At 72.4% G+C, this 22,877-nt stretch carries 20 protein-coding genes; 12 read left to right on the forward strand and 8 right to left on the reverse strand.

Features of this window, described 5'->3' with window-relative positions; genetic code table 11:
• Nucleotides 1–102: 102 nt before the first annotated feature.
• Both ACFVTC_RS29255 and ACFVTC_RS29260 read right to left on the reverse strand, forming a co-directional pair.
• Complete coding sequence (locus ACFVTC_RS29255; RefSeq protein ID WP_390131481.1) at nucleotides 103–1,395, reverse strand: DUF2993 domain-containing protein; 1,293 nt, start codon at nucleotides 1,393–1,395, stop codon at nucleotides 103–105.
• Nucleotides 1,396–1,496: 101 nt separating this feature from the next.
• On the reverse strand, nucleotides 1,497–3,296 hold the full coding sequence (locus tag ACFVTC_RS29260) for a bifunctional metallophosphatase/5'-nucleotidase (protein ID WP_390131482.1): 1,800 nt from the start codon (nucleotides 3,294–3,296) through the stop codon (nucleotides 1,497–1,499).
• 291 nt (nucleotides 3,297–3,587) lie between these two features.
• Here ACFVTC_RS29260 and mshD point away from each other — a divergent pair, with 291 nt between their 5' ends.
• The gene (gene mshD / locus ACFVTC_RS29265) at nucleotides 3,588–4,514 is read left to right on the forward strand and encodes a mycothiol synthase (RefSeq protein ID WP_390131483.1); all 927 of its coding nucleotides are present in this window, start codon (nucleotides 3,588–3,590) and stop codon (nucleotides 4,512–4,514) included.
• 656 nt (nucleotides 4,515–5,170) lie between these two features.
• On the opposite strand, the gene ACFVTC_RS29270 is transcribed toward mshD, so the two are convergent.
• From ACFVTC_RS29270 to ACFVTC_RS29295, 6 genes are all read right to left on the reverse strand, one after another.
• Entirely contained in the window at nucleotides 5,171–5,830 is a 660-nt protein-coding gene (locus ACFVTC_RS29270) for an ABC transporter (protein ID WP_390131484.1), read from the reverse strand.
• Entirely contained in the window at nucleotides 5,827–7,368 is a 1,542-nt protein-coding gene (locus tag ACFVTC_RS29275) for an ABC transporter permease (protein WP_390131485.1), read from the reverse strand. The genes ACFVTC_RS29270 and ACFVTC_RS29275 overlap by 4 nt, the downstream gene beginning before the upstream one ends.
• Complete coding sequence (locus ACFVTC_RS29280) at nucleotides 7,365–8,228, reverse strand: ABC transporter ATP-binding protein (protein WP_390131486.1); 864 nt, start codon at nucleotides 8,226–8,228, stop codon at nucleotides 7,365–7,367. Before ACFVTC_RS29280 ends, ACFVTC_RS29275 begins: the two co-directional genes overlap by 4 nt.
• Before the next feature lie 163 nt (nucleotides 8,229–8,391).
• Nucleotides 8,392–8,640, reverse strand: a complete 249-nt coding sequence (locus tag ACFVTC_RS29285) for a hypothetical protein (RefSeq protein ID WP_390131487.1) — start codon at nucleotides 8,638–8,640, stop codon at nucleotides 8,392–8,394.
• Nucleotides 8,637–9,530, reverse strand: coding sequence for an anti-sigma factor family protein (locus ACFVTC_RS29290; RefSeq protein WP_390131488.1), 894 nt, complete (start codon nucleotides 9,528–9,530; stop codon nucleotides 8,637–8,639). The genes ACFVTC_RS29285 and ACFVTC_RS29290 overlap by 4 nt, the downstream gene beginning before the upstream one ends.
• Nucleotides 9,527–10,069 (reverse strand): RNA polymerase sigma factor, encoded by a 543-nt coding sequence (locus ACFVTC_RS29295; RefSeq protein WP_329288737.1) that lies wholly within the window; start codon nucleotides 10,067–10,069, stop codon nucleotides 9,527–9,529. Before ACFVTC_RS29295 ends, ACFVTC_RS29290 begins: the two co-directional genes overlap by 4 nt.
• 122 nt (nucleotides 10,070–10,191) lie before the next feature.
• Here ACFVTC_RS29295 and ACFVTC_RS29300 point away from each other — a divergent pair, with 122 nt between their 5' ends.
• From ACFVTC_RS29300 to pstB, 11 genes are all read left to right on the forward strand, one after another.
• The gene (locus tag ACFVTC_RS29300) at nucleotides 10,192–10,596 is read left to right on the forward strand and encodes a GntR family transcriptional regulator (protein WP_390131489.1); all 405 of its coding nucleotides are present in this window, start codon (nucleotides 10,192–10,194) and stop codon (nucleotides 10,594–10,596) included.
• Nucleotides 10,593–11,486, forward strand: a complete 894-nt coding sequence (locus ACFVTC_RS29305; protein ID WP_390131490.1) for an ABC transporter ATP-binding protein — start codon at nucleotides 10,593–10,595, stop codon at nucleotides 11,484–11,486. Before ACFVTC_RS29300 ends, ACFVTC_RS29305 begins: the two co-directional genes overlap by 4 nt.
• Nucleotides 11,483–12,508, forward strand: a complete 1,026-nt coding sequence (locus ACFVTC_RS29310; protein ID WP_390131491.1) for an ABC transporter permease — start codon at nucleotides 11,483–11,485, stop codon at nucleotides 12,506–12,508. The genes ACFVTC_RS29305 and ACFVTC_RS29310 overlap by 4 nt, the downstream gene beginning before the upstream one ends.
• Nucleotides 12,505–13,440 carry a hypothetical protein gene (locus ACFVTC_RS29315; RefSeq protein WP_390131492.1) on the forward strand — a complete coding sequence of 312 codons (936 nt, stop codon included), beginning with the start codon at nucleotides 12,505–12,507 and terminating at the stop codon, nucleotides 13,438–13,440. The genes ACFVTC_RS29310 and ACFVTC_RS29315 overlap by 4 nt, the downstream gene beginning before the upstream one ends.
• A 387-nt stretch (nucleotides 13,441–13,827) precedes the next feature.
• Nucleotides 13,828–16,059, forward strand: coding sequence for an RNA degradosome polyphosphate kinase (locus ACFVTC_RS29320; protein WP_187285603.1), 2,232 nt, complete (start codon nucleotides 13,828–13,830; stop codon nucleotides 16,057–16,059).
• On the forward strand, nucleotides 16,040–17,125 hold the full coding sequence (locus ACFVTC_RS29325) for a CHAD domain-containing protein (protein WP_390131493.1): 1,086 nt from the start codon (nucleotides 16,040–16,042) through the stop codon (nucleotides 17,123–17,125). Before ACFVTC_RS29320 ends, ACFVTC_RS29325 begins: the two co-directional genes overlap by 20 nt.
• 10 nt (nucleotides 17,126–17,135) lie before the next feature.
• A complete protein-coding gene (locus ACFVTC_RS29330) occupies nucleotides 17,136–17,555 on the forward strand; it encodes an NUDIX hydrolase (RefSeq protein WP_390131494.1) in 420 nt (139 codons plus the stop codon).
• A 458-nt stretch (nucleotides 17,556–18,013) separates the two neighbouring features.
• Nucleotides 18,014–19,153, forward strand: a complete 1,140-nt coding sequence (gene pstS, locus ACFVTC_RS29335) for a phosphate ABC transporter substrate-binding protein PstS (protein WP_390131495.1) — start codon at nucleotides 18,014–18,016, stop codon at nucleotides 19,151–19,153.
• Nucleotides 19,154–19,253: 100 nt separating this feature from the next.
• Nucleotides 19,254–20,261, forward strand: coding sequence for a phosphate ABC transporter permease subunit PstC (pstC, locus tag ACFVTC_RS29340; RefSeq protein ID WP_390131496.1), 1,008 nt, complete (start codon nucleotides 19,254–19,256; stop codon nucleotides 20,259–20,261).
• Nucleotides 20,258–21,322 carry a phosphate ABC transporter permease PstA gene (gene pstA / locus ACFVTC_RS29345; RefSeq protein WP_390131497.1) on the forward strand — a complete coding sequence of 355 codons (1,065 nt, stop codon included), beginning with the start codon at nucleotides 20,258–20,260 and terminating at the stop codon, nucleotides 21,320–21,322. Before pstC ends, pstA begins: the two co-directional genes overlap by 4 nt.
• Nucleotides 21,323–21,369: 47 nt before the next feature.
• On the forward strand, nucleotides 21,370–22,146 hold the full coding sequence (gene pstB / locus ACFVTC_RS29350; RefSeq protein WP_390131498.1) for a phosphate ABC transporter ATP-binding protein PstB: 777 nt from the start codon (nucleotides 21,370–21,372) through the stop codon (nucleotides 22,144–22,146).
• Nucleotides 22,147–22,877: the final 731 nt, after the last annotated feature.

Below are 22,877 nucleotides of genomic sequence, written 5' to 3' on the forward strand. Positions count from 1 at the left end.
CGGGCCGGCCCGGCGAGACGCCGTTCGGCACGGGCCGGCCCGTGAGCGCGTCCAGGAGGACACGGTCGCCGTTTGCACGAACGGCGCGGCGCGGGGTTCTCGTCAACGCCCGACCGACAGTCCCGTCCCCGTCACGTCGACCCGTATCCCGTCCCGCCCCACCCGTACGTCCCGCAGCCGGATCCGTCCGTCCGCCGGACGCGGCAGGCGGAAGCCGAGCGAGAGCCGGTCGACGAGGACGGGGCGGGTCAGGCGGGAGAGGCCGTCGAGCAGAGCCGGGTCCAGCCCCAGCCGCTTCAGCAGCTCGGGGTGGGCCGCCGCCACGTCGAGGAGGTTCAGGCGCATCGCCTGCCGGACGAAGGTCCGCGACCCCGTCAGGGAGGCGAGTTCGGTGTCGTCGCGCAGCGCCCGGCGCACCGCCGTGTCCGGGACCCCGAGCCTGTGGACGACCGACGGGACGGACAGCAGCGCCCTCGCCCTGGCGGTCTGGCCGGCGAGGCGGGCCGCCGAGCGCGGGGTGAGGTGGAGGCCCTCGGAAGCGCGGGCGCCGGGGCGGTACGTCGCCAGGTCACCGATGTCCAGCCGCATTCCGTCGATGTGGGTGGAGATGCCGCGCGTCCCGTCGCGGCGGATGCGCGCGTCGGCCCTCAGTCCCAGGTCGTGCCCGGCGACCGGCAGGGTGCCGCGCGCACGCACCCGGTCGCGGCCGTGTCCGGTGAACGTCACTTGGGAGGAGCCGAGTTCGCGGTTCAGGTCGTCGAAGGAGAGCAGTGCCTCGCCGTGCAGCTCGGGGATGCGGGCGCCGTGCACGTCGGCCGGTCCGTCGCTGTCCAGCCGTACCCGTGTCGCGGTCGCCGACACCTTCGCCAGGGAGACCCGGTCGGCGGCCACGTCCGGCACGGTCACCCGCACCGAGTCCAGCCGGTCGTCGGCGAGTTGGGTCAGGAAGGGGAAGCCCCCGATCTCGACCTCGGGCGCGGCGGTCAGGTGCAGCTGGTCCTCGAGTGTCCGCGAGGCCCTGTGTTCGGCGTACAGCAGCGCCCAGCGGTCGGCGAGCGTGAGGAACGCGGCGAGGGTCACGACGAGGACGGCCGCCTTCATCACGAACGGCGCTCCCGCGAGGTGCCCGCGGCGGCGCCGGCTGCCCCGACGGTGGTTGGGCGGGGCCCACGCCTCGTCCGGCTCCTCGTAGGGCGGGCCGTCGGGCCCGTTCTCCGGCCCGTCCTCGTGGAGGAAGTCCTCCAGCGGGCCCGCGCCACCGAGGGCGCCCAGTTCGTCGTACGGGTTCGGGTGGCGGTCCGGCGGGTCGTCCCGGAGGTCGTACGAGTGGTCGTACGGGTTGGGCCGGTGGTCGTCCGGAAAGGGCTGTGCTGTCATGCGGTGGGGGGTACGCATCGTCTCATCCGACCATGCGTACCGCCCCCGACCGCAACCGCAACCGTCCGGATGCGATCTACTTCACGATCTTCGCCGGTGCCGGTGTCCGGCCCCGGCGGCTACCGGACGACCGTGACACGGTCCGCCGAGGGCACCGGATACGGCGCCGTGGCGGAGGAGTTGGCCGTCAGGTAGGTCTCGAAGGCGGCCAGGTCGTCGCCGCCGACCAGGACGTTCGTGCCCTTGCCGAGTTCGGCGAAGCCGTCACCGCCGCCAGCGAGGAAGGAGTTCATCGCGACGCGGTAGCCGGCCGCCGGGTCGATCGCCGTGCCGTCGAGCTTGACCGAGCCGGCCACCACGCGGGCGGCGCCCGTCCTGGTGAGGTCCAGCGTGTAGGTCAGGCCCTTGGAGATCTGCAGGATCTTCGGCGCGGCCTCGTTGGCTCCGCTGACCTGCTGCTGGAGTGCGGTGATCAGCTGGGCGCCGGTGAGGCTCACCAGGTTGACGGTGTTGGCGAACGGCTGCACCGTGTACGCCTCCCCGTACGTCACCACTCCGTCGCCCTCGCCGCCGCTCGCGGTGTAGGTGAGCCCGGCGCGGATGCCGCCCGGGTTCATCAGCGCGATGTCGGCCTCCGGGTCGACCGACCTGGCGTACGCGAGCTGCGCGTCGGCGATCATGTCGCCGAGCGGGGACTCGGTGCCGGCGTTGCCGATCTCGCCCGCGATGTAACCGATGGGGCGCGAGGCGATGGGGGCGGCGAGGGTGTTCCATTTCGCGATCAGGCCAGTCATGTCGGCGGCCTTCGCGACGTCACGGGTGACCACGTGGTTCGCGGACTTCACGGCCGTACGCGCGATGTCGCCCGTCCAGCGGTCGTACGTCAGCGTGGTGTCCGTGTAGAGACGGCCGAAGGAGGAGGCCGACGTCACCATCCGGGGGTTGCCCGCCGGGTCCGGGATCGTGCACGCGTACGCCTGGTGGGTGTGGCCGGTGACCAGCGCGTCCACGGCCGGCGTGACGTTCTTCGCGATGTCGACGATCGGGCCGGAGATGCCGTCACCCGCGCCGGGGCTGTCGCAGTCGTAGTTGTACGCCGTGGAGGCGGGCGCACCGCCCTCGTGGATCAGCGCGACGATCGACTTCACGCCCTGGCGCTGGAGCACCTTGGCGTACTTGTTGATCGTCTCGACCTCGTCACCGAACTTGAGACCCTTGACGCCCTCCGCCGACACGATGTTCGGGGTGCCTTCGAGGGTCACCCCGATGAAGCCGACCTTGACGCCGTTCTTCTTCCACACCCAGTAGGGCTTGAGGATCGGCTTGCCGGTCTTCTCGCCGGTGACGTTCGCGGCGAGGTAGGGGAAGTCGGCGCCCTTGAACCTCGCCTTCTTGTCGTAACAGCCGTCCGTGGGGTGGCAGCCGCCGTTCTGCAGGCGGGCCAGCTCCTTGGCACCCTCGTCGAACTCGTGGTTGCCGACGCTCGTCACGTCCAGGTCGAGCTTGTTCAGCGCGTCGATCGTCGGCTCGTCGTGGAAGAGCCCGGAGAGCAGCGGGGAGGCGCCGACCATGTCACCCGCGGCGGCCGTGATCGAGTACTTCTCGCCCTTGCGGGCGTCGCGCAGGTGCGTGGCGAGGTACTCGACACCGCCCGCGTCGATCGACTTCGCCGACCCGTCCGCCTGCAGCTCCGTGACCCGGCCGGAGGAACCGGACGGCGGCTCCAGGTTGCCGTGCAGGTCGTTGAAGGACAGCAGTTGTACGTCCTGGTAGCGGCCGCTGCCGTGGTGGTGCCGGGCGGTCGCCCTGTCCTGCCCCGCGCTCGCCGGCAGCGCGGCGGCCAGGGCGGCGACGGTGGCCAGGCCCGCGGCGCCCGCGAGGAGGCGATGAGTACGTCTGTTCCGGAACGTCGGCGGCATGGGGTCCCCCCTGGAGAAACGGTGAGAGCTACGAGTGCCACGATCACTGTGCGACGGCTGTGGCTTTGCACGCACTTTAGAATCAACGCGCGTAGCACACCAGGGGGTTCGGGGTTACGGACTGGTTGCCATCGCCGCACCGGCGGACGCACGCGCGTGGACGCCCGGGGGGACACCCGACTGCTCGCCGTGTCGCGCCGCGCCGTCCGGGATGCCGTCCGCCCCGCCACGATCCACATCCACCCCGCCCAACTCCTTGTCCGGAAATGACCGCGCCGTACCCTCGTATCCATGACCAGCGACGACTCCGCACCTCCCGCGCTCTCCCGCTCCATCGAGACCTCCGCCGCGCTCTCCCCGGCGCGGGCCGAGGATGTGCTCCGGCTCCTCTCGGAGGCCGCCCTGGCCGACGGACAGCAGGCGGTCTCCGAGCAGGGTCGGCTCCAGCTGAAGGGCGGCGCGCGCGAGGGCGTACGGCACCTGCTGCTGACCCTCGGCGACGTGCTGGTCGGGTACGCCCAGTTGGAGGACACCGATCCGGTGGAGGCCCCGGCCGCCGAGCTGGTCGTGCACCCGGCGTACCGCGGGCACGGCCACGGACGGGCGCTGGGTTCGGCGCTGCTCGCCGAGTCCGGCAAGCGGCTGCGGGTGTGGGCGCACGGCGGGCACTCCGCGGCCCGGCATCTCGCCCAGGTCCTCGGACTCACCCTCTTCCGTGAACTGCGCCAGCTGCGAAGGCCGTTGACCGACCTCGACCTGCCCGAGCCGAAGCTCCCGGACGGAGTGCGCGTCCGTGCCTTCGTGCCGGGCCGGGACGACGCCGCCTGGCTCGCCCTGAACGCCGAGGCCTTCGCCCACCATCCCGAGCAGGGCGCCCTCACCCAGCGCGACCTGGACGACCGCATGGCCGAGCCGTGGTTCGACCCGGCCGGGTTCTTCCTCGCCCTGCGCGGCGACGAACTCGTCGGCTTCCACTGGACGAAGGTCCACGCCACGGAGGGCCTCGGCGAGGTCTACGTCCTCGGGGTCAGCCCGGCCGCCCAGGGCGGCGGGCTCGGCAAGGCCCTCACCACGATCGGGCTCCGCCATCTCGCGGCGCAGGCCCTGCCGACCGCCATGCTCTACGTCGACGCCGACAACAGCGCGGCGGTGGCCGTGTACGAGCGGCTCGGTTTCGTCACCCACGAGACGGACCTGATGTACCGCAGCGAGTCCTGACGGAGCTGGGCGGAGACCACGTACCCGGGGCGGGACCGGCCCTACCGAGTCCGGGCGGACCTGTGCGGGGCCGACACGCCCGGGGCGAATCCCCACGCACCCGGGCGGACCGGCGCACCCCGAGCGGGACCGGCGCACCCCGGGTGGGGCAGGCCGCACCCCGGGCACGGACCGGCGCACCCGAGGGTGGGGACCGGCCGCCGTGCGAGCCGACTCACCAGGCGGCAGGGCCCGGCGTTCACCGGGCGGAGCTCCACTTACCGGGGTTGCTGCGCCGGCGTACCTGGGCCGGGGCCGGGAGGCCGGGGCCGGGAGGCCGGGGCCGGGAGGCCGGAGCCGGGAGGCCGGAGGCCCGGGGCCGAGGGGCCGGGAGGCCGGGGGGCCGGGGGCCGAGAGGCCGACGCTCCTGGGCCGGGGGCCCGGGGCCGAGGGGCCGGGAGCCGAGGGGCCGGGGGCCGAGGCCGAGAGGCCGGGGGCAGAGGGCCGGGGGCCGAGGGGCCGGGGGCCGAGGCCGAGAGGCCGGGGGCAGAGGGCCGGGGGCCGAGGGGCCGGGGGCCGAGGCCGAGAGGCCGGGGGCCGAGGTACCTGGGCCAGGGGCCGAGGTACCTGGGCCAGGGGCCGAGGGGACCGGGGCCGAGGGCCCGGGGCCGGGGCCGTCAGCGTGGGGCGAGGGATGCCGGGCGCCACGTCCGTGCCGGTTCGGTGCAGCACACCGCGCAGAGCAGTGCCGCCACGGCCAGGATCGCCGCCCACCGCTCGTGCGCGGCGTACCAGTGCGGGTCGTTCACGGACACGACCAGCGCCCACCGCTCGGGCAGCAGCAGGGTCGGCACCGTCATGGCGACGACCAGCAGCCCCGTCGCGACGGCCGGCCCCGGCTCGGCCCGCTCCGTGAACCGCACGGCGGCGGACGCGGCGGCCAGGGCGGTCACGGCGATCGCGGCCGCCTCCAGCGTGAGGGCGCCGGCCGGGGGCCGCGCCCGCCCCGGTACGAGGAGCAGCGCGACCGTCCACCAGAGCGCGGCGGCCGGGGCCACCAGCGCCATCCGCAGGCCGCTGCGCAGCGGCCTGCGGGCCGGTACCGCCGCGGTGGTGTGCCGCGCCGGGTCGTCCAGCAGGAACGCCAGGCCCACACCGAGGACGAGCGCGGCTCCCCGCAGCAGATTGAGACACAGCCACGGATCCGGCTGACCGGACAGCAGGCGCGGGATCCCTGCCAGCAGGAGCCCGAGACCGCCGCAGGCCGCGAGGGCCCTCCGGGGCAGAGTGCGCCAGACGGGCCGCAGAAGGGCGCGGACCATGTCCGGCGTGGTCATCCCTCGCACGGGTCACCGACCGGATCCGTGTCCGCCCCCGTCCTGGCCGGCACCCCCAGCAGCTCCGCTACCCGGGCCGTCGAGGTCTTGGGGGAGGTCAGCTGCGACCAGTGGGCCTTCACCTTGGCGGTGACGCCGTAGCGCGGCATCTTCAGCAACTCCCGCACGATCCGGGTCTGTTCGCTGGTCATGGAGAGCGGTTCCGTGGGGGCCAGGACGACGGCGGAGCCCGTGACGCTGTCGTCGAGGCGGACGTCGCGGAAGAGGGTCATCGGGTCGGACTCCGCGCCCAGCGCCAGCCACATGATGGTCACCATGCGGGCGTCGCACACCGCGCTGCCCGCCTTCTCGTCCCCCGCGACCAGGACGGACGCGACGGCGACCGCGAACTCCGTGACCCGGTTGCCGCCCCAGGCGGTGCCCACGGTCACCTGGCCGGGCACGGTGGACGCGTCGAGAGCGGGGTCGTCCGCCAACCCGGAGCGGGCGTCGACGCGCTGGCGCACGGTCAGCCGCTCTCCCCACGCGGCGCCCCCCGCGAGGCCCCGGACCCGGTCGACGACCGCGGCCCAGTCGGCCGTGCGTCCCTTCCATTCAGGAAAGGCGCAGTACATCGAGGTGCCGTGCTCCAGACACGTCTGGACCTTCTCGGGGGTGAGCGAGGCCCGTTCGCGGGCCGCGACCGTCGCGGCCGGGGTACCGCCGGACTGTGCGACAGCGCCCACCAGCGTCAGGGCGAGCGCCCCCGCGAGGACCCCCTGGACGGCCCTCGTGCGTCCGCCGCCGACCAGCACGGCGAGAGCGGCCACGAACAGGGCGAGCCCGAGGAGGTACAGCGCGTGCCAGGCGGCGGGGCGGCCCAGCAGGTCGGAGGGGAAGGGCCTGGCGCCGGTCTCGATGACGACCGGGGACAGCCAGTCCGTCCAGCCGGTCCCGCCGGAGACGCTCCCGCCGAGCGCCTGGGTGAAGAGCAGGAAGACGAGGAGGACCGGCGCGGCGACGGCGGAAGGGACCAGACGGCCGAGGAGGACACCGAGCGCGCCGAACAGCAGGACCGTCAGCGGGCCGACGGCCAGTTCGGCCGGTGAGCCGTGCCCGACGGCACCGGGCTTCAGCGCCTCCCAGGTGAACTGGACGGTGACGCAGACCGCGACGAACAGGGCCGCCGGGACGACGGACAGGACGTGGGCGACGGTACGCCGCCACGGCTCGACGACCAGCACCGCGAAGTGGCGGTCCGTGTCGTCGCGGTGGGAGCGCCGGACGGCGCGGTTGACGCACAGCATCACCGAGAGGCCGACGAGTATCGGCATGCTCTGGGTGGCCCGGTCGACGTCCTGGAGCACGGGGTAGTCGCCCGTCCGGCTCACGCACTGCCACACGATCCAGGCGACGTACAGCAGCGCGACACCGAGGAAGGACAGATAGAGGCGCAGCTCACGTGCCTCGAAGCGGGCGAGAGCGGCCACGGCCGCCCAGGGGTGCGGCTCCCGCGCCGGCCCGACGGCCTTGGCGGGGGTCTCCAGTACGGTGCTCATCCCGCCGTCACCTCCGCGGGCACGCCGTCGAGGGTGAGCAAGTATCCGTCCTCCAGGGTCGGTTCGAGGAGTGCGGCGCCCGGCGGCGGGTCGCCGACGTTGCGGAAGGTACCCGTGCCCGTACGCCATCCGGCGTGTGCCGCCGGGTCGCGCTCGGCGCTGCTCCACACATGGCCGGCGGCGCGCGCGGCCAGGTCGGCGGGGGTGCCCTCGAAGAGGACGCGTCCACTGGCCATCACGATGACGCGGTGGCAGAGCATCGCGACGTCCTCGGTCTGGTGGGTGGAGAGGAGAACGGTGCGTTTCTCTCCCGCCTGGGCGATCATCTCCCTGAAGCGCATGCGCTGTTCGGGGTCGAGGCCGACGGTGGGTTCGTCGAGGACGAGGAATCCGGGGTCGCAGACGAGGGCCGCGGCCAGTGCGACCCGCTGGCGCATGCCGCCGGACAGCTTCTTGATCCGCTTGCCGCGTACGTCGGTGAGGTCGACGGACTCCAGGACCCGGCGCACCTCGCCGTGCCGGGCCGTACGGTCCGTCTGCTCCTTCAGGATCGCCACGTAGTCGACGAACTCGAAGGCCGTGAAGTCCGGGTGGAATCCGGGGGCCTGCGGCAGATAGCCGAGCGTGCGCCGGACGTTCTGGCGGCCGGCCGTCGTGGCCGGGTCGTGTCCGAGCACGGTGAAGGCTCCCCGGTCGGCGGGCACGGCGGTGGCGAGCACCCGCAACAGGGTGGTCTTTCCGGCCCCGTTGGGACCGATGAGTCCGGTGACCCCTTCCTGGAGCCGCACCGACACGTCATCGAGGGCGGGTGTCCTGCCGTAGCGGAGGCTCAGCCCGGAGGCGGAGACGGTGGGGGTCATACGGCGCTCCTGCGGGAGTGGTCGAAGAACAGGACGGAGGAACGGAAAGAGGCGAAGGGGGAGGCGGAAAGCCCGGAAGGGGCCGAGAGGGCCGAGAGGGCCAAGAGGGCCAAGGAGGGGTGGGCCAAGGAGGGGTGGGCCAAGGAGGCGGCCGCGGGCGTCCTCATCCGTCGCCCCCGCCGTCACCGCTTCCCGAGTCCCAGCCGATGTCCGCTCCGGACAACCGTCGGCGGTGGCGGCCGGGGGCGCAGAGGAGCAGGTGGAGCAGCTCGGCCGCGAACGCCGCGAGGGAGAGGGCCATCAGCAGCACGGCCTTCAGGAGGCGCAGCCGCCGCTCCCTCCGGGTGACCGCCGCGACGGGCGCGACGGGCGCGACCGGCGCGGTCTGGGCGGGTGGTGTGCGGTCCGTCATCCCGTGCCTCCTCGGGTGAACCCCCGGAACGGCTTCCAGGGGGACGACGCGTCGAACCCGTCGCGCGCCAGGTACAGCAGCCCGGCGGCCAGCACGGCCACCGCGGCGGCGACGCCCTGCCCGGCCGGTGTGAACGGCGCGAGTGCCCCGTGGTGGGGCCCGGCCGACGACGCCGTCGCCGCGAGCAGCGTCACCCACACCGTGCCGACCAGGCCGGGCGCGAGCACCGGGCCCAGCCGGGGCGTCAGCGCGAGCCCGGTCCCGGTGAGGGCCAGCGCGGGCAGCAGCCAGGCCAGGGCGCGCAGCCCGTACGAGGGCAGGGCGAGGGTGGCGATTCCGTTCAGGCCGAGGACGACGGTCAGCACGGCGAGCGTGCGGATCATCAGCAACCGGAATCCGTGTGTCGGTGAGACGACCGCCATCTCGTACGTCGGGTCGAGCACGGGCCCGTACGACAGGGCGACCCCGGCGAGCGGGAGCAGCGGTGCGAGGGCCAGGAACACGTTGGGCGCGCCGGCGGACTGCGCCGAGTCGGCCGCCGCCACGGTCATGACCAGGACGGCGGCGACCGCTCCCAGCCAGGAGCGGCGCAGTACGGGTGCGGCCGCCAGCAGGCGCGCGGTGTGGTCGGCGACGCCGATGCGCAGCAGCAGTGACTCGAACAGGCGCGGCCGGGGCGCGTCCAGTTCGGCGTCGAGCCGCTCCCACCCGGCGTCCAGCGCGACCGGGTCGGCCGCCGCGGCGAGCGTCTCGCGGCAGTGCGCGCACGTGGCGAGGTGGGTGTCCGCGGACCAGAGCCGGGGCGGGTCGAGTTCACCTCGCGCGTAGGCCCGGATGTCCTCCTCCGGCACGTGCCAGGCGGTGCCGGTGTCCTTGTCGATGCCGCTCATGCCAGCGCCTCCCGCAGCTGCTTGCGCGCCCGCAGGGCCCGCGTCTTGACCGTGCCGGGCGGAATGCCGAGCAGGACGGCCGCCTCCCTGGTGGTGAGGCCGTCGATCACCGTGGCCTGGAGCACCGCACGCAGTTCGGGCGAGAGCCGGACCAGGGCGCCCGCGAGGTCTCCGTGCTCCACCCCCGCGAGCACGCGTTCCTCGGCGGACGCCTCGTCCCGGTGGCGCAGGCGGGCCAGGGCCTGCCGCATCCGGCCGCGTGCGCCGTCGCCGCGCAGGGTGTCGATCAGCCGCCGGGAACCGACGCGCCAGAGCCAGCCGGCCGCGTCGCCCTCCTCCCGGTAGCGCGCGGTGCCGCGCCAGACGGCGAGGAACGTCTCCTGTACGACGTCGTCGACCACCCCGGCGTCCGCGCACCTGCCGCGCAGGCGCGCGGTCAGCCACGGCGCGTATCGCCGGTACAGCTCCTCGAAGGCGCGACGGTCCCCGTCCGCCGCGATGGCCCGCAGCAGCTCCCCGTCGCTTCTCGTTTCCCTCACGTCACCTCATCGGACGAGCCCCGGCGATCGGTTCACGTTCTCGCCGACGGATTTCGCACTTGACTCAGGGCACCCTCCTGCACCACCCTTTCACTACTCAATTAGTGAAAGGGTGGTTGCGAGTGGTTGAGTACCGCATCGACCGGCGCAGCGGTGTCGCCACGTACGTCCAGATTGTCCAGCAGACCAAGCAGGCCCTCCGCCTGGGCCTGCTCGAACCCGGTGACAAGCTCCCCACCGCCCGCGAGGTCGTGGAAGCCACCGCGATCAATCCGAACACCGTCCTCAAGGCCTACCGCGAGCTCGAGCGGGAGGGACTGGTCGAGGCCAGACGCGGCCTCGGCACCTTCGTACGCCGCTCGCTCGGCATCACCGCCCCGGCCGACTCGCCCCTGCGCGCCGAACTGGACGCCTGGGTGACACGGGCCCGCGAGGCGGGGCTCGGCCGGGACGACATGGCGGCGCTCTTCGCCTCCGCACTAGACGACCGCTTCATTCAGGAACACACCAAGGGAGATCAGGAATGAGCAACACCGCCATCGAGGCGGCCGGGCTCGGCAAGCGCTTCGGGCGACGCGGGAGCTGGGCACTGCGCGCGTGCTCCTTCCGGCTCCCCGCGGGACGCGTCTGCGCCGTCGTCGGTCCCAACGGCGCGGGCAAGTCGACCCTGCTGTCCCAAACGGCCGGTCTGCTCGCCCCGACCGAGGGCGCCCTCACGGTGCTCGGCACCCACCCGGCCGCCGCCCGCGAGCGCGTCGCGTACGTCGCCCAGGACAAGCCGCTGTACCCGCAGCTCACCGTGGCCCAGACACTGCGCCTGGGCCGGGAGCTCAACCCCGCCCGCTGGGACGACCGGGTCGCCGGACGGATCGCGTACGAGGTCGGCGGCCTGGACCCGGAGAAGAGGATCCGCGCGCTCTCCGGCGGCCAGCGCACCCGGGTGGCCCTCGCCCTCGCACTCGGCAAACGGCCCGAACTCCTGCTCCTGGACGAGCCGATGGCCGACCTCGACCCGCTCGCCCGGCACGAGCTGATGGGCACCCTGATGGCCGAGGCCGCCGAGTACGGGACGACGGTCGTGATGTCCTCGCACGTCGTCGCCGAACTGGAGGGTTCCTGCGACTACCTGCTGCTGATAGGCGACGGCCGGGTACGGCTCGCGGGCGATCTGGACGACCTGCTGGCCGCGCACTCCCTGACCACCGGCCCGGTCCGCGACCTCGCCCCGCACACCGTCGTCGAGTCCCGCACCACGGGTCGCCAGCAGACCGCCCTGATCCGCCCGCAGGGCCCGTACCCCGCCGACGCCGGAGCCACCACGCCCTCGTTGGAGGAGCTGGTCCTCGCACACCTGCGCAACCCCGCGGCCCCCGCGCTGATCCTCACTCCCGCCCGCGCCCAGGAGCCCGCCGTATGACCGCGCACGCCACCACCGGCACCCCGGCGGCACCCGTCCGCCGCCCGTCCGCCTCGCTCGGCCTGGTCCGGACGGTGCTGCGGCTGCACCGCCCGGCCCTGTACGCCGGGGCGGGCCTGTTCGCCGTCCTCACCGGCCTGCTGCTGTGGCTGCACGGCCCGGCGATGGACGCGGCGGCCACCGCCTGGCGGCAGTACAACCACTGCCAGAAGGCCACCTGCGCCTACGACCAGGACTCGCTCCTCGTCTACAAGTCCTTCTCCCAGTACGCCACCATCGCGGTGACCTGCGTGCCGTTCCTCGTCGCCGCCTGGGCGGGCGCGTCGCTGTTCGGCCGTGAACTGGAGACCGGCACCGCACGGCTCTCCTGGACCCAGTCGGTCTCCCCGGCCCGCTGGCTCGCGGTCAAGCTGGCCCTCCCGGCCGCACTCGTCACCGCCGGGACGAGCCTGCTGGTCCTGCTGCACCAGCGGACCTGGCGCAGGAGCCAGAGCCGGATCGACACCGCCAAGGACTGGACCGACGCCCTCACCTTCCACGCCAACGGCCCGACCACCGTCGCCCTCGCCCTGTTCGGTCTGGCCGCCGGCGCGCTGACCGGCCTCGCACTGCGCCGCTCGCTGGCCGCGCTCGCCCTGTCGGTGCTCTGCACGGCCGCCGTCGGTCTCGGCACCGGTCTGGCCCTGCCGCACCTGTGGCCGACGGTGCGGACCGTCACCGACCTGCACCACAACGGCCCCACGGGCCTCGGCATCACCGTCGACGAAGGTCTCCTCACCTCCACCGGGGGCCGCCTCGCCGACCCGCACTGCGGCAGCGACCTCAGCACCCCGTGCCGCGAGCTGTACGCGAAACTGCGCGCCGTCGGCTTCTACCGCGACTCCCACCCGTACTCCCACTACTGGCCCCTCCAGTGGGTGGCGGCCGGGATCGTCCTGGCCCTCGCCGCGCTCGCCGTCCTCGTCGCCTTCCGACTGCTGACCCGGCAGGTCGGCGCCGCCCCGAAGGAGGCCCGCCGGTGAACACCGTCAGCGGACTCCCGTGGACCGTCCTGCGCGTGCACCGCCCGGCACTCGTCCTGTGGGGCGCCTTCGTGGCCGTCGTCGCCGGGCGCCTGGTGTGGGCCGTCGGGATCGAGGCCGACAGGGCCCGCGCGGAGCTGGCCCGCTGCGCGCACCACGACACCTGCTCCCTCACCGCCACCCTCTTCTACGGCGACACCATCCGCTGGGGCGGCCTCGCGCTGTGCTTCTCCTTCTGCGCCGTGGCCGCCTGGGCGGGTGCCTCCCTGGTCGCCCGGGAACTGGAGTCGGGCACCGCACAGCTCGCCTGGACCCAGTCGGTGTCGCCGGTGCGCTGGCTGACCGCCAAGCTCGCCGTACCCGCGCTGGCCCTCACGCTCGGCGGCACGGTGCTCGTAGCGCTGTTCCGCTGGGTCTGGTCGAACAACCCGGACCGGATGGACAACGGCTGGAGCGGCTTCAGCACCTTCGTCGCCCTCGGCCCCGCGACCATCGCGTACGCCCTGTGCGCCCTGGCCGTGGGCGCGCTCGCCGGCCTGCTGCTGGGACGCGCGCTGCCCGCCCTCGGCGTCACCCTCGCCGCGATGCTGCTGCTCAACCAGATCCTGGGGACCTTCCGCGCCGACCTGTGGCCCAAGGTCACCCGGACCGGCGTCACCTCGGCCGGCCTCCCCCACCGGGCCTGGCAGCTGGAGAACGGGGTGCTCGTCCACGGCCACCGGGTCGCGAACCCCGAGTACGGGCACTGCGTCGGTACGGCCGCGCGGATCCGACTCTGCGCGGCCGACCACGGGATCACCGGTCACTACTCGGTCTACCACCCGGTCTCCCACTTCTGGCCCCTCCACCTGGCGGAGACCGGCATCGTCCTCGCCGTCGCCACCGCGGCCACCGCCACCGCCTTCCGGCTGCTGCGCCGCCGCACCGCGTAGACCCCGCCCCCGGCGCTGCGGGGCGGGGGCGGAATCAGCCGCCGCGACCTGTCCGTACGCCCTCCACGGGGGTGGGGACGTACGCGGCCCCCGGACCACTGGACGTCCGGGGGCCGCTCCCCGATATCCCGCACGTCATGTCGCCGTAACCATCGATTCAGACGGGCTTGCGACGCTCAGCCAATGAAGCCCGCCGCGCCAGAGCCTTCGCCTCCACCGGAGAACGAGCCCCAGCCGTCGACGGCGGACGAACCCGTGTCCGTGCCCCGCCAGGGACACTCCCGGTCGGACGAAACCGTGAGCCGGGGAGCCGTCATCCGTCTCGCCGCGCTGCCGCCCGCCCGCTCCGACGCGCCGGTCTCACGTCCGGCGCGGAAGAATGGGTCCATGAACCAGCCCAGCGCCCAGGCCCAGGTCCAGCACCCGCAGCCGTCCGTCGGTTCCATCGCCGCGCACCGGCCGCACACCGTCGCCGCCAACGTCTCCGACCTGGAGCCCGACCTCGACGCCGACCTCGACGCGTACGAGGACACGGTGCAGGACGGCATCCAGCTCCCGCAGGGGCGGTTCCTGGACCGGGAACGCAGCTGGCTGGCGTTCAACGAACGCGTCCTGGAGCTCGCCGAGGACCCGAGCACGCCCCTCCTCGAACGGGCGAAGTTCCTGGCGATCTTCGCCAGCAACCTGGACGAGTTCTTCATGGTCCGGGTGGCCGGCCTCAAGCGCCGCATCGCGACCGGCGTCGCCACCAAGTCGGCCTCCGGCCTGCAGCCGCGTGAGGTCCTGGAGATGATCTGGGCCCGCTCACGCGAGCTCATGGCCCGGCACGCGGCCTGCTACCAGGAGGACGTCGCCCCCGCGCTCGCCGAGGAGGGCATCCACCTGGTCCGCTGGAGCGAGCTCACCGAGAAGGAGCAGGCCCGCCTCTTCACGCTCTTCCGGCACCAGATCTTCCCGGTCCTGACCCCGCTGGCGGTCGACCCCGCGCACCCCTTCCCGTACATCTCCGGCCTGTCCCTGAACCTCGCCGTGGTCGTGCGGAACCCGGTCAGCGGCCACCGGCACTTCGCGCGCGTCAAGGTCCCGCCGCTGCTCTCCCGCTTCCTGGAGGCCTCCCCCGACCGCTACGTCCCCATCGAGGACGTGATCGCGGCCCATCTGGAGGAGCTCTTCCCGGGCATGGAGGTGCTCGAGCACCACACCTTCCGCCTCACCCGCAACGAGGACCTCGAGGTCGAGGAGGACGACACCGAGAACCTGCTCCAGGCACTGGAGAAGGAGCTCATGCGGCGCCGCTTCGGGCCGCCGGTGCGCCTGGAGGTCGAGGAGTCCATCGACCGGTACGTCCTCGACCTGCTGGTACGGGAACTGAAGATCTCCGAGGCCGAGGTGTACCCGCTGCCGGGCCCGCTGGACCTCACCGGCCTGTTCGGCATCGGCGCCCTCGACCGGCCCGAGCTGAAGTACCCGAAGTTCATCGCGGGCACCCACCGCGACCTCGCGGAGGTCGAGTCGGCGTCCGCGCCCGACATCTTCGCCGCCCTGCGCGAGCGCGACGTCCTGCTGCACCACCCGTACGACTCCTTCTCCACCTCCGTACAGGCATTCCTGGAGCAGGCGGCGAGCGACCCGGACGTCCTGGCGATCAAGCAGACGCTCTACCGGACGTCGGGCGACTCCCCCATCGTCGACGCGCTGATAGACGCCGCCGAGTCCGGCAAGCAGGTCCTCGTCCTCGTGGAGATCAAGGCACGCTTCGACGAACAGGCCAACATCAAGTGGGCCAGGAAGCTGGAGGAGTCCGGCTGCCACGTCGTGTACGGGCTCGTCGGGCTGAAGACCCACTGCAAGCTGTCGCTGGTGGTACGGCAGGAGGGCGACACCCTGCGCCGCTACAGCCACGTCGGCACGGGCAACTACCACCCCAAGACCGCCCGGCTGTACGAGGACCTCGGACTGCTCACCGCCGACCCGCAGGTCGGCGCCGACCTCTCCGACCTCTTCAACCGGCTCTCCGGCTACTCGCGCCGCGAGACCTACCGCCGGCTCCTGGTCGCCCCCAAGTCACTGCGCGACGGCCTGATCGCGCGGATCAACAAGGAAGTCCAGCACCACAACGCGGGACGCCCCGCCTACGTCCGCATCAAGTGCAACTCGATGGTGGACGAGGCGATCATCGACGCGCTGTACCGCGCGTCCCAGGCCGGAGTCCCCGTCGACGTGTGGGTGCGCGGCATCTGCGCGGTCCGGCCCGGGGTCACGGGCCTGTCCGAAAACATACGGGTCCGGTCCGTGCTCGGCCGCTTCCTGGAACACTCACGGGTCTTCGCGTTCGGCAACGGCGGCGAGCCCGAGGTGTGGATCGGCAGCGCCGACATGATGCACCGCAACCTCGACCGGCGGATCGAGGCCCTGGTCAGGATCACCGACCCGGCCCACCGGGCAGCCCTCAGCCGGCTGTTCGAGACCGGGATGTCGGACACCACCGCTTCGTGGCACCTGGGCCCGGACGGCGAATGGACCCGGCATGCGACCGACCAGGATGGCCAACCGCTGCGGAACGTCCAGGAGATGCTCATAGACGCCCGGAGGCGCCGGCGTGGCACAGCAACACCTTGACCCCACCGACCCCACGGCCGGGTCCTCACCCCGGCTGGCGGTCCCGCCCGACCGGCGGGACCCCCGCGTGCAGGGCGGTACGCCCGTCGGCGAGGTCCTCGCGGACTATCTGCGGGACCAGGCCACGGAGTTCCTCCGTTCGCTGCGGCAGCACCGGGAGACCGGCGCCGCGGCGGGCGGCTCGGCTGATTCGGTCGACGCGGCGCGCGCCCTGCGCCGCTCGGCCCGCCGCATCAGCGGCACCCTGCACACCTTCCGGCCCCTCCTCGACACGGACTGGTCGGAGGGCATGCGCCCCGAACTCGCCTGGCTGTCGGGCACCTTGGCGCGCGAGCACGCCTACGCGGCCCGGCTCGAGCGGCTGCTCGGCGCGCTGAACCGGCTGTCGGGCCCGACCGGCTTCCCCACGCAGACCGCGGGGGGCTCCGACATTCCCGCCAAGGGCCACCTGACCATCGGGGCGGCGAAGGCGGGCGCCCTGCTCGACCGGCAGCTGACCCTCGCCCGCACCCGGGCGCACTCGGCGGCACTCCAGGCACTGGGTTCCTCCCGCTTCCACGCGGTCGCGGACAGCGTCGCCGTCCTCGCGAGCGAGGTACCGCTCACCACGGCGGCCACCGCGGCCGACCTGCGCCCGCTGGCGGCCGCCGCACAGGACCGGCTCATCGACGCGGTCGCCGCGCTGCCGCTGCTCACCGCGGGTCACCCGTACAACGCGGAGGCCCTGGTGCACGGTCTGTCCGCGGACGCCGCTCCCCACCCCCAGGACGCGCCCTGGCACCAGGTCCGGCTGCTGCTGCGGCTGCACCGCTACGCGCGCGAGTGCCTCTACCAGGAGGGCGTCCCCTCCGACGTACGGCTGCTCGGCGCCGGTCAGGCCCTCGACCGGCACCGGGACGCCGCCGAGGCGGCCGCGGCCGCGGCGTCGGCGGCCCGCACCCCGCGGATCGCGCCCGCGACCGCGTACGCGCTCGGCGTGCTCCACGCGGACCAGCGGCACGAGGTGGAGGCGGCGCGCTTCGCGTTCCAGCAGAGCTGGCAGAAGGAAGCCGCACGCACCCCCTGAGGGAGACCCCATGACCGACGGCACCGACATCATCCGGGCGGCGGGCTGCGTCCTGTGGCGCCGCTCGCCCGTCGACGGCGAGCTGGAGGTCTGTCTGGTCCACCGTCCGAAGTACGACGACTGGTCGCATCCGAAGGGCAAGCTCAAGCGCGCCGAGGACGCCCTGGCGGGGGCGCTGCGGGAGGTCGAGGAGGAGACGGGGTACTCCGCGATGCCGGGCGCCACCCTGCCGACGCTCGGATATCTCGTCGGCGGACGCACCAAGGAGGTCCGTTACTGGGCGGCCGAGGCGGCGGACGGCTGCTTCCGCCCGAACAGCGAGGTCGACCGGGTCCTGTGGCTCCCGCCGCCCGCGGCCCGGCACCGCCTGACCCAACCCAGGGACCGCGACCTGGTCGACGCGCTGCTGCACTCGCTGCATCTCGCGTAGGCCGTACGGGCCATGAGGTACGGACCGGTACGGGCCATGAGGTACGGACCGGTACGAACCCTGAGGCCGGCGCACGCCGTCGCACCCCGTCGGGACGCCGCGCCCGCACGAGGGGCCGTGCGCCCGATGTGCCCGCACAGCACCCCATCCGGCCCCGTCACACCTCCCGCGCCGAAACCTGAACGATTGCGTCTGGTTGCCTAGAGTTACCCATGCGACCCGAGTTGTCGGAAACCGCCCCGTGTCCTCGACGTAAGCGTTCCGTGACCTCACCGCACCGACCGCAGGGGTTCACCCTCCGTTCACTTATGGCCATCGACGCCTTCACCTCTTCTGCCTAATTTCGGCCTTACGCGGTGCGGACCGCGTCCCGGGCAAGCCCTGGGACACGGCTTCCGTCTACCACCGACTTCGCACGCCGCCACTCGACGGCGGCTCCTGGAAGGAACTCCCGAAAAGTGAAGCTTCAGCGCAAGAACCGGCTTCGCGCCCTCTCGCTCGGTGCCGTCGCCGTCTCCGGCGCCCTGGCCCTCACGGCGTGCGGCTCGGACGACACCGGCAGCAAGAGCAACAGTGGCGACAAGGCGACCTCTGCCGCGACGAGCGCCAGCGCCATCAAGTGCGACGACGCCAAGGGCCAGCTCCAGGCCTCCGGGTCCTCCGCGCAGAAGAACGCCATAGACGCCTGGGTGAAGGAGTTCACCCAGGCCTGCTCCGGCGTCCAGATCAACTACAACCCGACGGGTTCGGGTGCCGGTGTGACGGCGTTCACGCAGGGCCAGACCGCGTTCGCCGGTTCGGACTCCCCGCTGAAGCCCGAAGAGGTCACCGCGGCCGCGAAGGCCTGTGGCGGCAACCCGGCCATCGACCTCCCGATGGTCGGCGGCCCGATCGCGATCGGTTACAACCTGCCGGGCGTGGACGGCCTCGTCCTCGACGCGTCGACCATCGCCAAGATCTTCGACGGCAAGATCACGAAGTGGAACGACGCCGCGATCGCGAAGCTCAACCCCACCGCGAAGCTGCCCAGCACCAAGATCCAGGCGTTCCACCGCTCGGACGAGTCCGGCACCACGGACAACTTCACCAAGTACCTGAAGGCCGTCGCCCCGTCCGACTGGAACTACTCCGGTGGCAAGGCGTGGCAGGCCAAGGGCGGCCAGTCCGCGCAGGGCTCCGCCGGTCTCGCCCAGCAGGTCAAGCAGACCGCCGGCGCGATCTCCTACTTCGAGCTCTCCTACGCCGCTGACGGCATCAGCACCGTCGACCTCAAGACGGACGCCGCCACCCCGGTGAAGGCCAGCGTCGAGAACGCCACCAAGGCGATCGCCAGCGCCGAGGTCAAGGGCAGCGGCAACGACCTGGCCCTCGGCCTGAACTACAAGCCGACCACCGAGGGCGCCTACCCGCTCACCCTGGTCACCTACGAGATCGTCTGCGAGAAGGGCAACAAGGCCGACACCCTGGCCGCCACGAAGTCCTTCCTCAACTACATCGCGAGCGAGGACGGTCAGAAGCTTCTGACCGACGCCAAGTACGCGCCCATCCCCGCCGAGATCATCACCAAGGTTCGCGCCGCCGTCTCGAGCCTGAGCTGACCTGAGTGTGCGGCCCGCCTCACCGAGGCGGGCCGCACCGTCCGGTGCACCGCCGCCTGGAGCCGCCACCCCTTACGGTTCCGCAGACCGGAGAATCCTCATGGACATAACGACACAGAACACTGAAGCCCCACCTCCCACCCCACAGACTTCCGCGCGCGGCACGAAGATCGCCGACCGCGGCGCCTCCCCCGTCGGAGACCGCGTCTTCCTCGGCCTCTCCCGCGGGTCCGGCATCTTCCTTCTGGTGATCATGGCCGCCATCGCGGCCTTCCTCACCTATCGCGCGGCCAACGCGATCAGCGAGGACCACGGGAACTTCCTCACGACGTTCGAGTGGAACACCAACCTGCTGCCGCCGAGCTTCGGCATCGCGGTGCTGGCCTTCGGCACGGTGGTCTCCTCGATCATCGCCATGGCCCTCGCGGTCCCCGTCGCCGTCGGCATCGCGCTGTTCATCACGCACTACGCGCCGCGCAAGCTCGGCGGCCCCATCGGGTTCGTGATCGACCTGCTCGCCGCCGTCCCGTCCATCGTGTACGGCCTCTGGGGCGCCCTCGTCCTGGTCCCGCACATGGACGGCCTGTTCGGCTGGCTCGACCACTACTTCGGCTGGACCGGCATCTTCGAGTGGCAGGGCGGCGCCCCCCGCTCGATGCTCACCGTCGGCGTCCTGCTCGCGATCATGATCCTGCCGATCATCACCAACGTGAGCCGCGAGGTCTTCCGCCAGGCTCCGCTGATGATCCAGGAGGCCGCGCTCGCGCTCGGCGCCACGCGCTGGGAGGTCATCCGCATGTCGGTGCTGCCCTTCGGCCGCTCCGGCGTGATCTCCGCCTCGATGCTGGGCCTCGGCCGCGCGCTCGGCGAGACGATGGCCGTCGCCACGGTCCTCTCGCCCACCTTCGAGATCAACGCCAGCCTGCTCGACCCGGGCGGCGGCACCTTCGCGCAGAACATCGCGAGCAAGTTCAGCGAGGCCACCCCGCTCGGCCAGGACGCGCTGATCGCCTCCGGTCTCGTCCTGTTCGTCATCACTCTGCTGGTCAACGGCGGCGCGCGGATGATCATCAACCGCCGCAAGGAGTACTCGGGGGCCAACGCATGAGCCACGCATCCGTCACCGAGAGGCGCCCCAGCGGCCTGCGCGGCGCCAGCCTCCCCTCGTGGTCCCCGTGGGGGATCGCCGTGGGCTCGCTCGTCCTCGCCGTGGTCATCGGACTGGTGGGCGGCCTCGACAGCAAGGTCCAGTGGGGCCTGATCGCCGCGATCCTCTTCATCCTCGGCACCTACGGCATCTCGGCCCGCGTCGAGGGCCGCCGCCAGGCCAAGGACCGGGTCGCGACCAGCCTCGTCTGGGTCTGCTTCCTCGTCGCCATCGTCCCGCTGGCCTCCCTGATCTGGGAGACCGCCAAGCGTGGCGTGAAGGTCTTCGACATCTACTTCCTGACCCACTCCATGGGTGTGGTGGCCGACACCGAGACCGGTGGCGGCATCTACCACGCGATCATCGGCACCCTGGAGCAGGTCGGCATCGCCACCCTGATCGCCGTGCCGATCGGCGTGCTCACCGCCGTCTACCTGGTGGAGTACGGGCGGGGCAAGCTCGCCAAGGCCGTCACCTTCTTCGTCGACGTCATGACGGGCATCCCGTCGATCGTCGCCGGCCTGTTCATCCTCAGCTTCTGGATCCTGATCCTGGACATGGGCTACTCCGGCTTCGCCGGCTCGCTCGCCCTGTCCATCCTGATGATGCCCGTCGTGGTCCGCTCCACGGAGGAGATGCTCAAGCTCGTACCGAACGAGCTGCGCGAGGCCTCCCTCGCGCTGGGTGTCCCGAAGTGGCGCACCATTCTCAAGGTGGTCCTGCCGACGTCCATCGGCGGTATCACCACGGGTGTGATGCTCGCGGTCGCCCGCATCACGGGCGAGACCGCCCCGGTGCTGCTCCTGGTCTGGGGCACGAACTTCATCAACACCAACCCGTTCTCGGACCCACAGGCCTCGCTGCCGCTGTACATCTACCAGCAGTACGCGAACAGCGCCGGCTCCGGCGCGGCCTACGACAGGGCCTGGGCGGCGGCACTCGCGCTCATCGCCTTCGTCATGATCCTGAACCTGGCGGCCCGCGGCATCGCCCGCTGGAAGGCCCCGAAGACGGGCCGCTGACGCGGCCAATCAGCGACCCGAATCTCTCGAAAGAAGCAGTGACTGACATGGCCAAGCGAATCGACGTAAGCGGTCTGACCGCTTACTACAGCGCCCACAAGGCGATCGAAGACATCTCGATGACGGTCGAGCCGCGCTCGGTGACGGCCTTCATCGGACCCTCCGGCTGCGGCAAGTCGACCTTCCTGCGCACCCTCAACCGGATGCACGAGGTCACCCCCGGCGGCCGTGTCGAGGGCAAGGTCCTCCTGGACGACGAGGACCTGTACGGCCAGGGCGTCGACCCCGTCGCCGTGCGCCGCACGATCGGCATGGTCTTCCAGCGTCCCAACCCCTTCCCCACCATGTCGATCTTCGACAACGTGGCGGCGGGCCTCAAGCTCAACGGCTCCTACCGGAAGTCCGAGCTCGGCGACATCGTCGAGAAGTCCCTCAAGGGCGCGAACCTCTGGAACGAGGTCAAGGACCGCCTGAACAAGCCCGGCTCGGGCCTGTCCGGCGGCCAGCAGCAGCGACTGTGCATCGCGCGGGCGATCGCGGTGGAGCCGCAGGTCCTGCTCATGGACGAGCCGTGCTCGGCCCTGGACCCGATCTCCACCCTCGCCATCGAGGACCTCATCGGTGAGCTGAAGGAGCGCTTCACGATCGTCATCGTGACGCACAACATGCAGCAGGCCGCCCGCGTCTCCGACCGCACGGCGTTCTTCAACCTGTCCGCGGTCGGCCAGCCCGGCCGCCTCATCGAGATAGACGACACGGAGCGGATCTTCTCCAACCCGTCGGTCCAGGCCACCGAGGACTACATCTCGGGCCGCTTCGGCTGAGTCGCCCCCCACAAACCCCTCGCGGTGCTGCATGGCGGTGCCACCGCGAGGACGAGAAGGGCCCGCCCCCGGCTCCCGGGGGCGGGCCCGCTCCCGTCTCCGGGCCCTGCCGCCCCACCCCGAAACCACGGCCGCACACCTGAGACGGGACCTGCACCGCGGACTCGCGCGGAAGACGGAGGCCCACGCCGGAGACGGGGCCTACCTCAGAGACGCCGGCCCACGCTGAGGCCGGGGTGCGCTGTCGGCGCGGGCTCACGCGGCGGATCTCGAACGTGCGCGGGGGCCTCCGGCCGAGGCCATACCCCCAGCCCGCCCGGCGTTCTAGAACGAGCCCTTCGGGCGACCGCCGGAGCCAGGAGCCTGCGCCGAACATGCAGACCCACGCTGGACATGGGGACCACTGCCGGAAACCGAGCCGCGCTGGAGGACCGGACTCGCGCCGAAGATCTCAGACGTGCGCGGGGCCTCCCGCCGAGGCCATACCCCCAGCCCGTCCGGCGTTTGAGGACGAGCCCTTCGGGCGATGCGGGGGTCCAGAGACCTGCGCTGGACATGGGACCACTGCCGGAAACCGAGCGGCGCTGGACATGGGGACCACTGCCGGAAACCGAGCGGCCCTGGACATGGAACCGCTGCCGGAAACCGAGCCGCGCTGGAGGACCGGACTCGCGCCGAAGATCTCAGACGTGCGCGGGGCCTCCCGCCGAGGCCATACCCCCAGCCCGTCC

Source organism: Streptomyces sp. NPDC057950 (genome assembly GCF_042887295.1).
In the GTDB taxonomy this organism is placed as follows: domain Bacteria; phylum Actinomycetota; class Actinomycetes; order Streptomycetales; family Streptomycetaceae; genus Streptomyces; species Streptomyces kaempferi.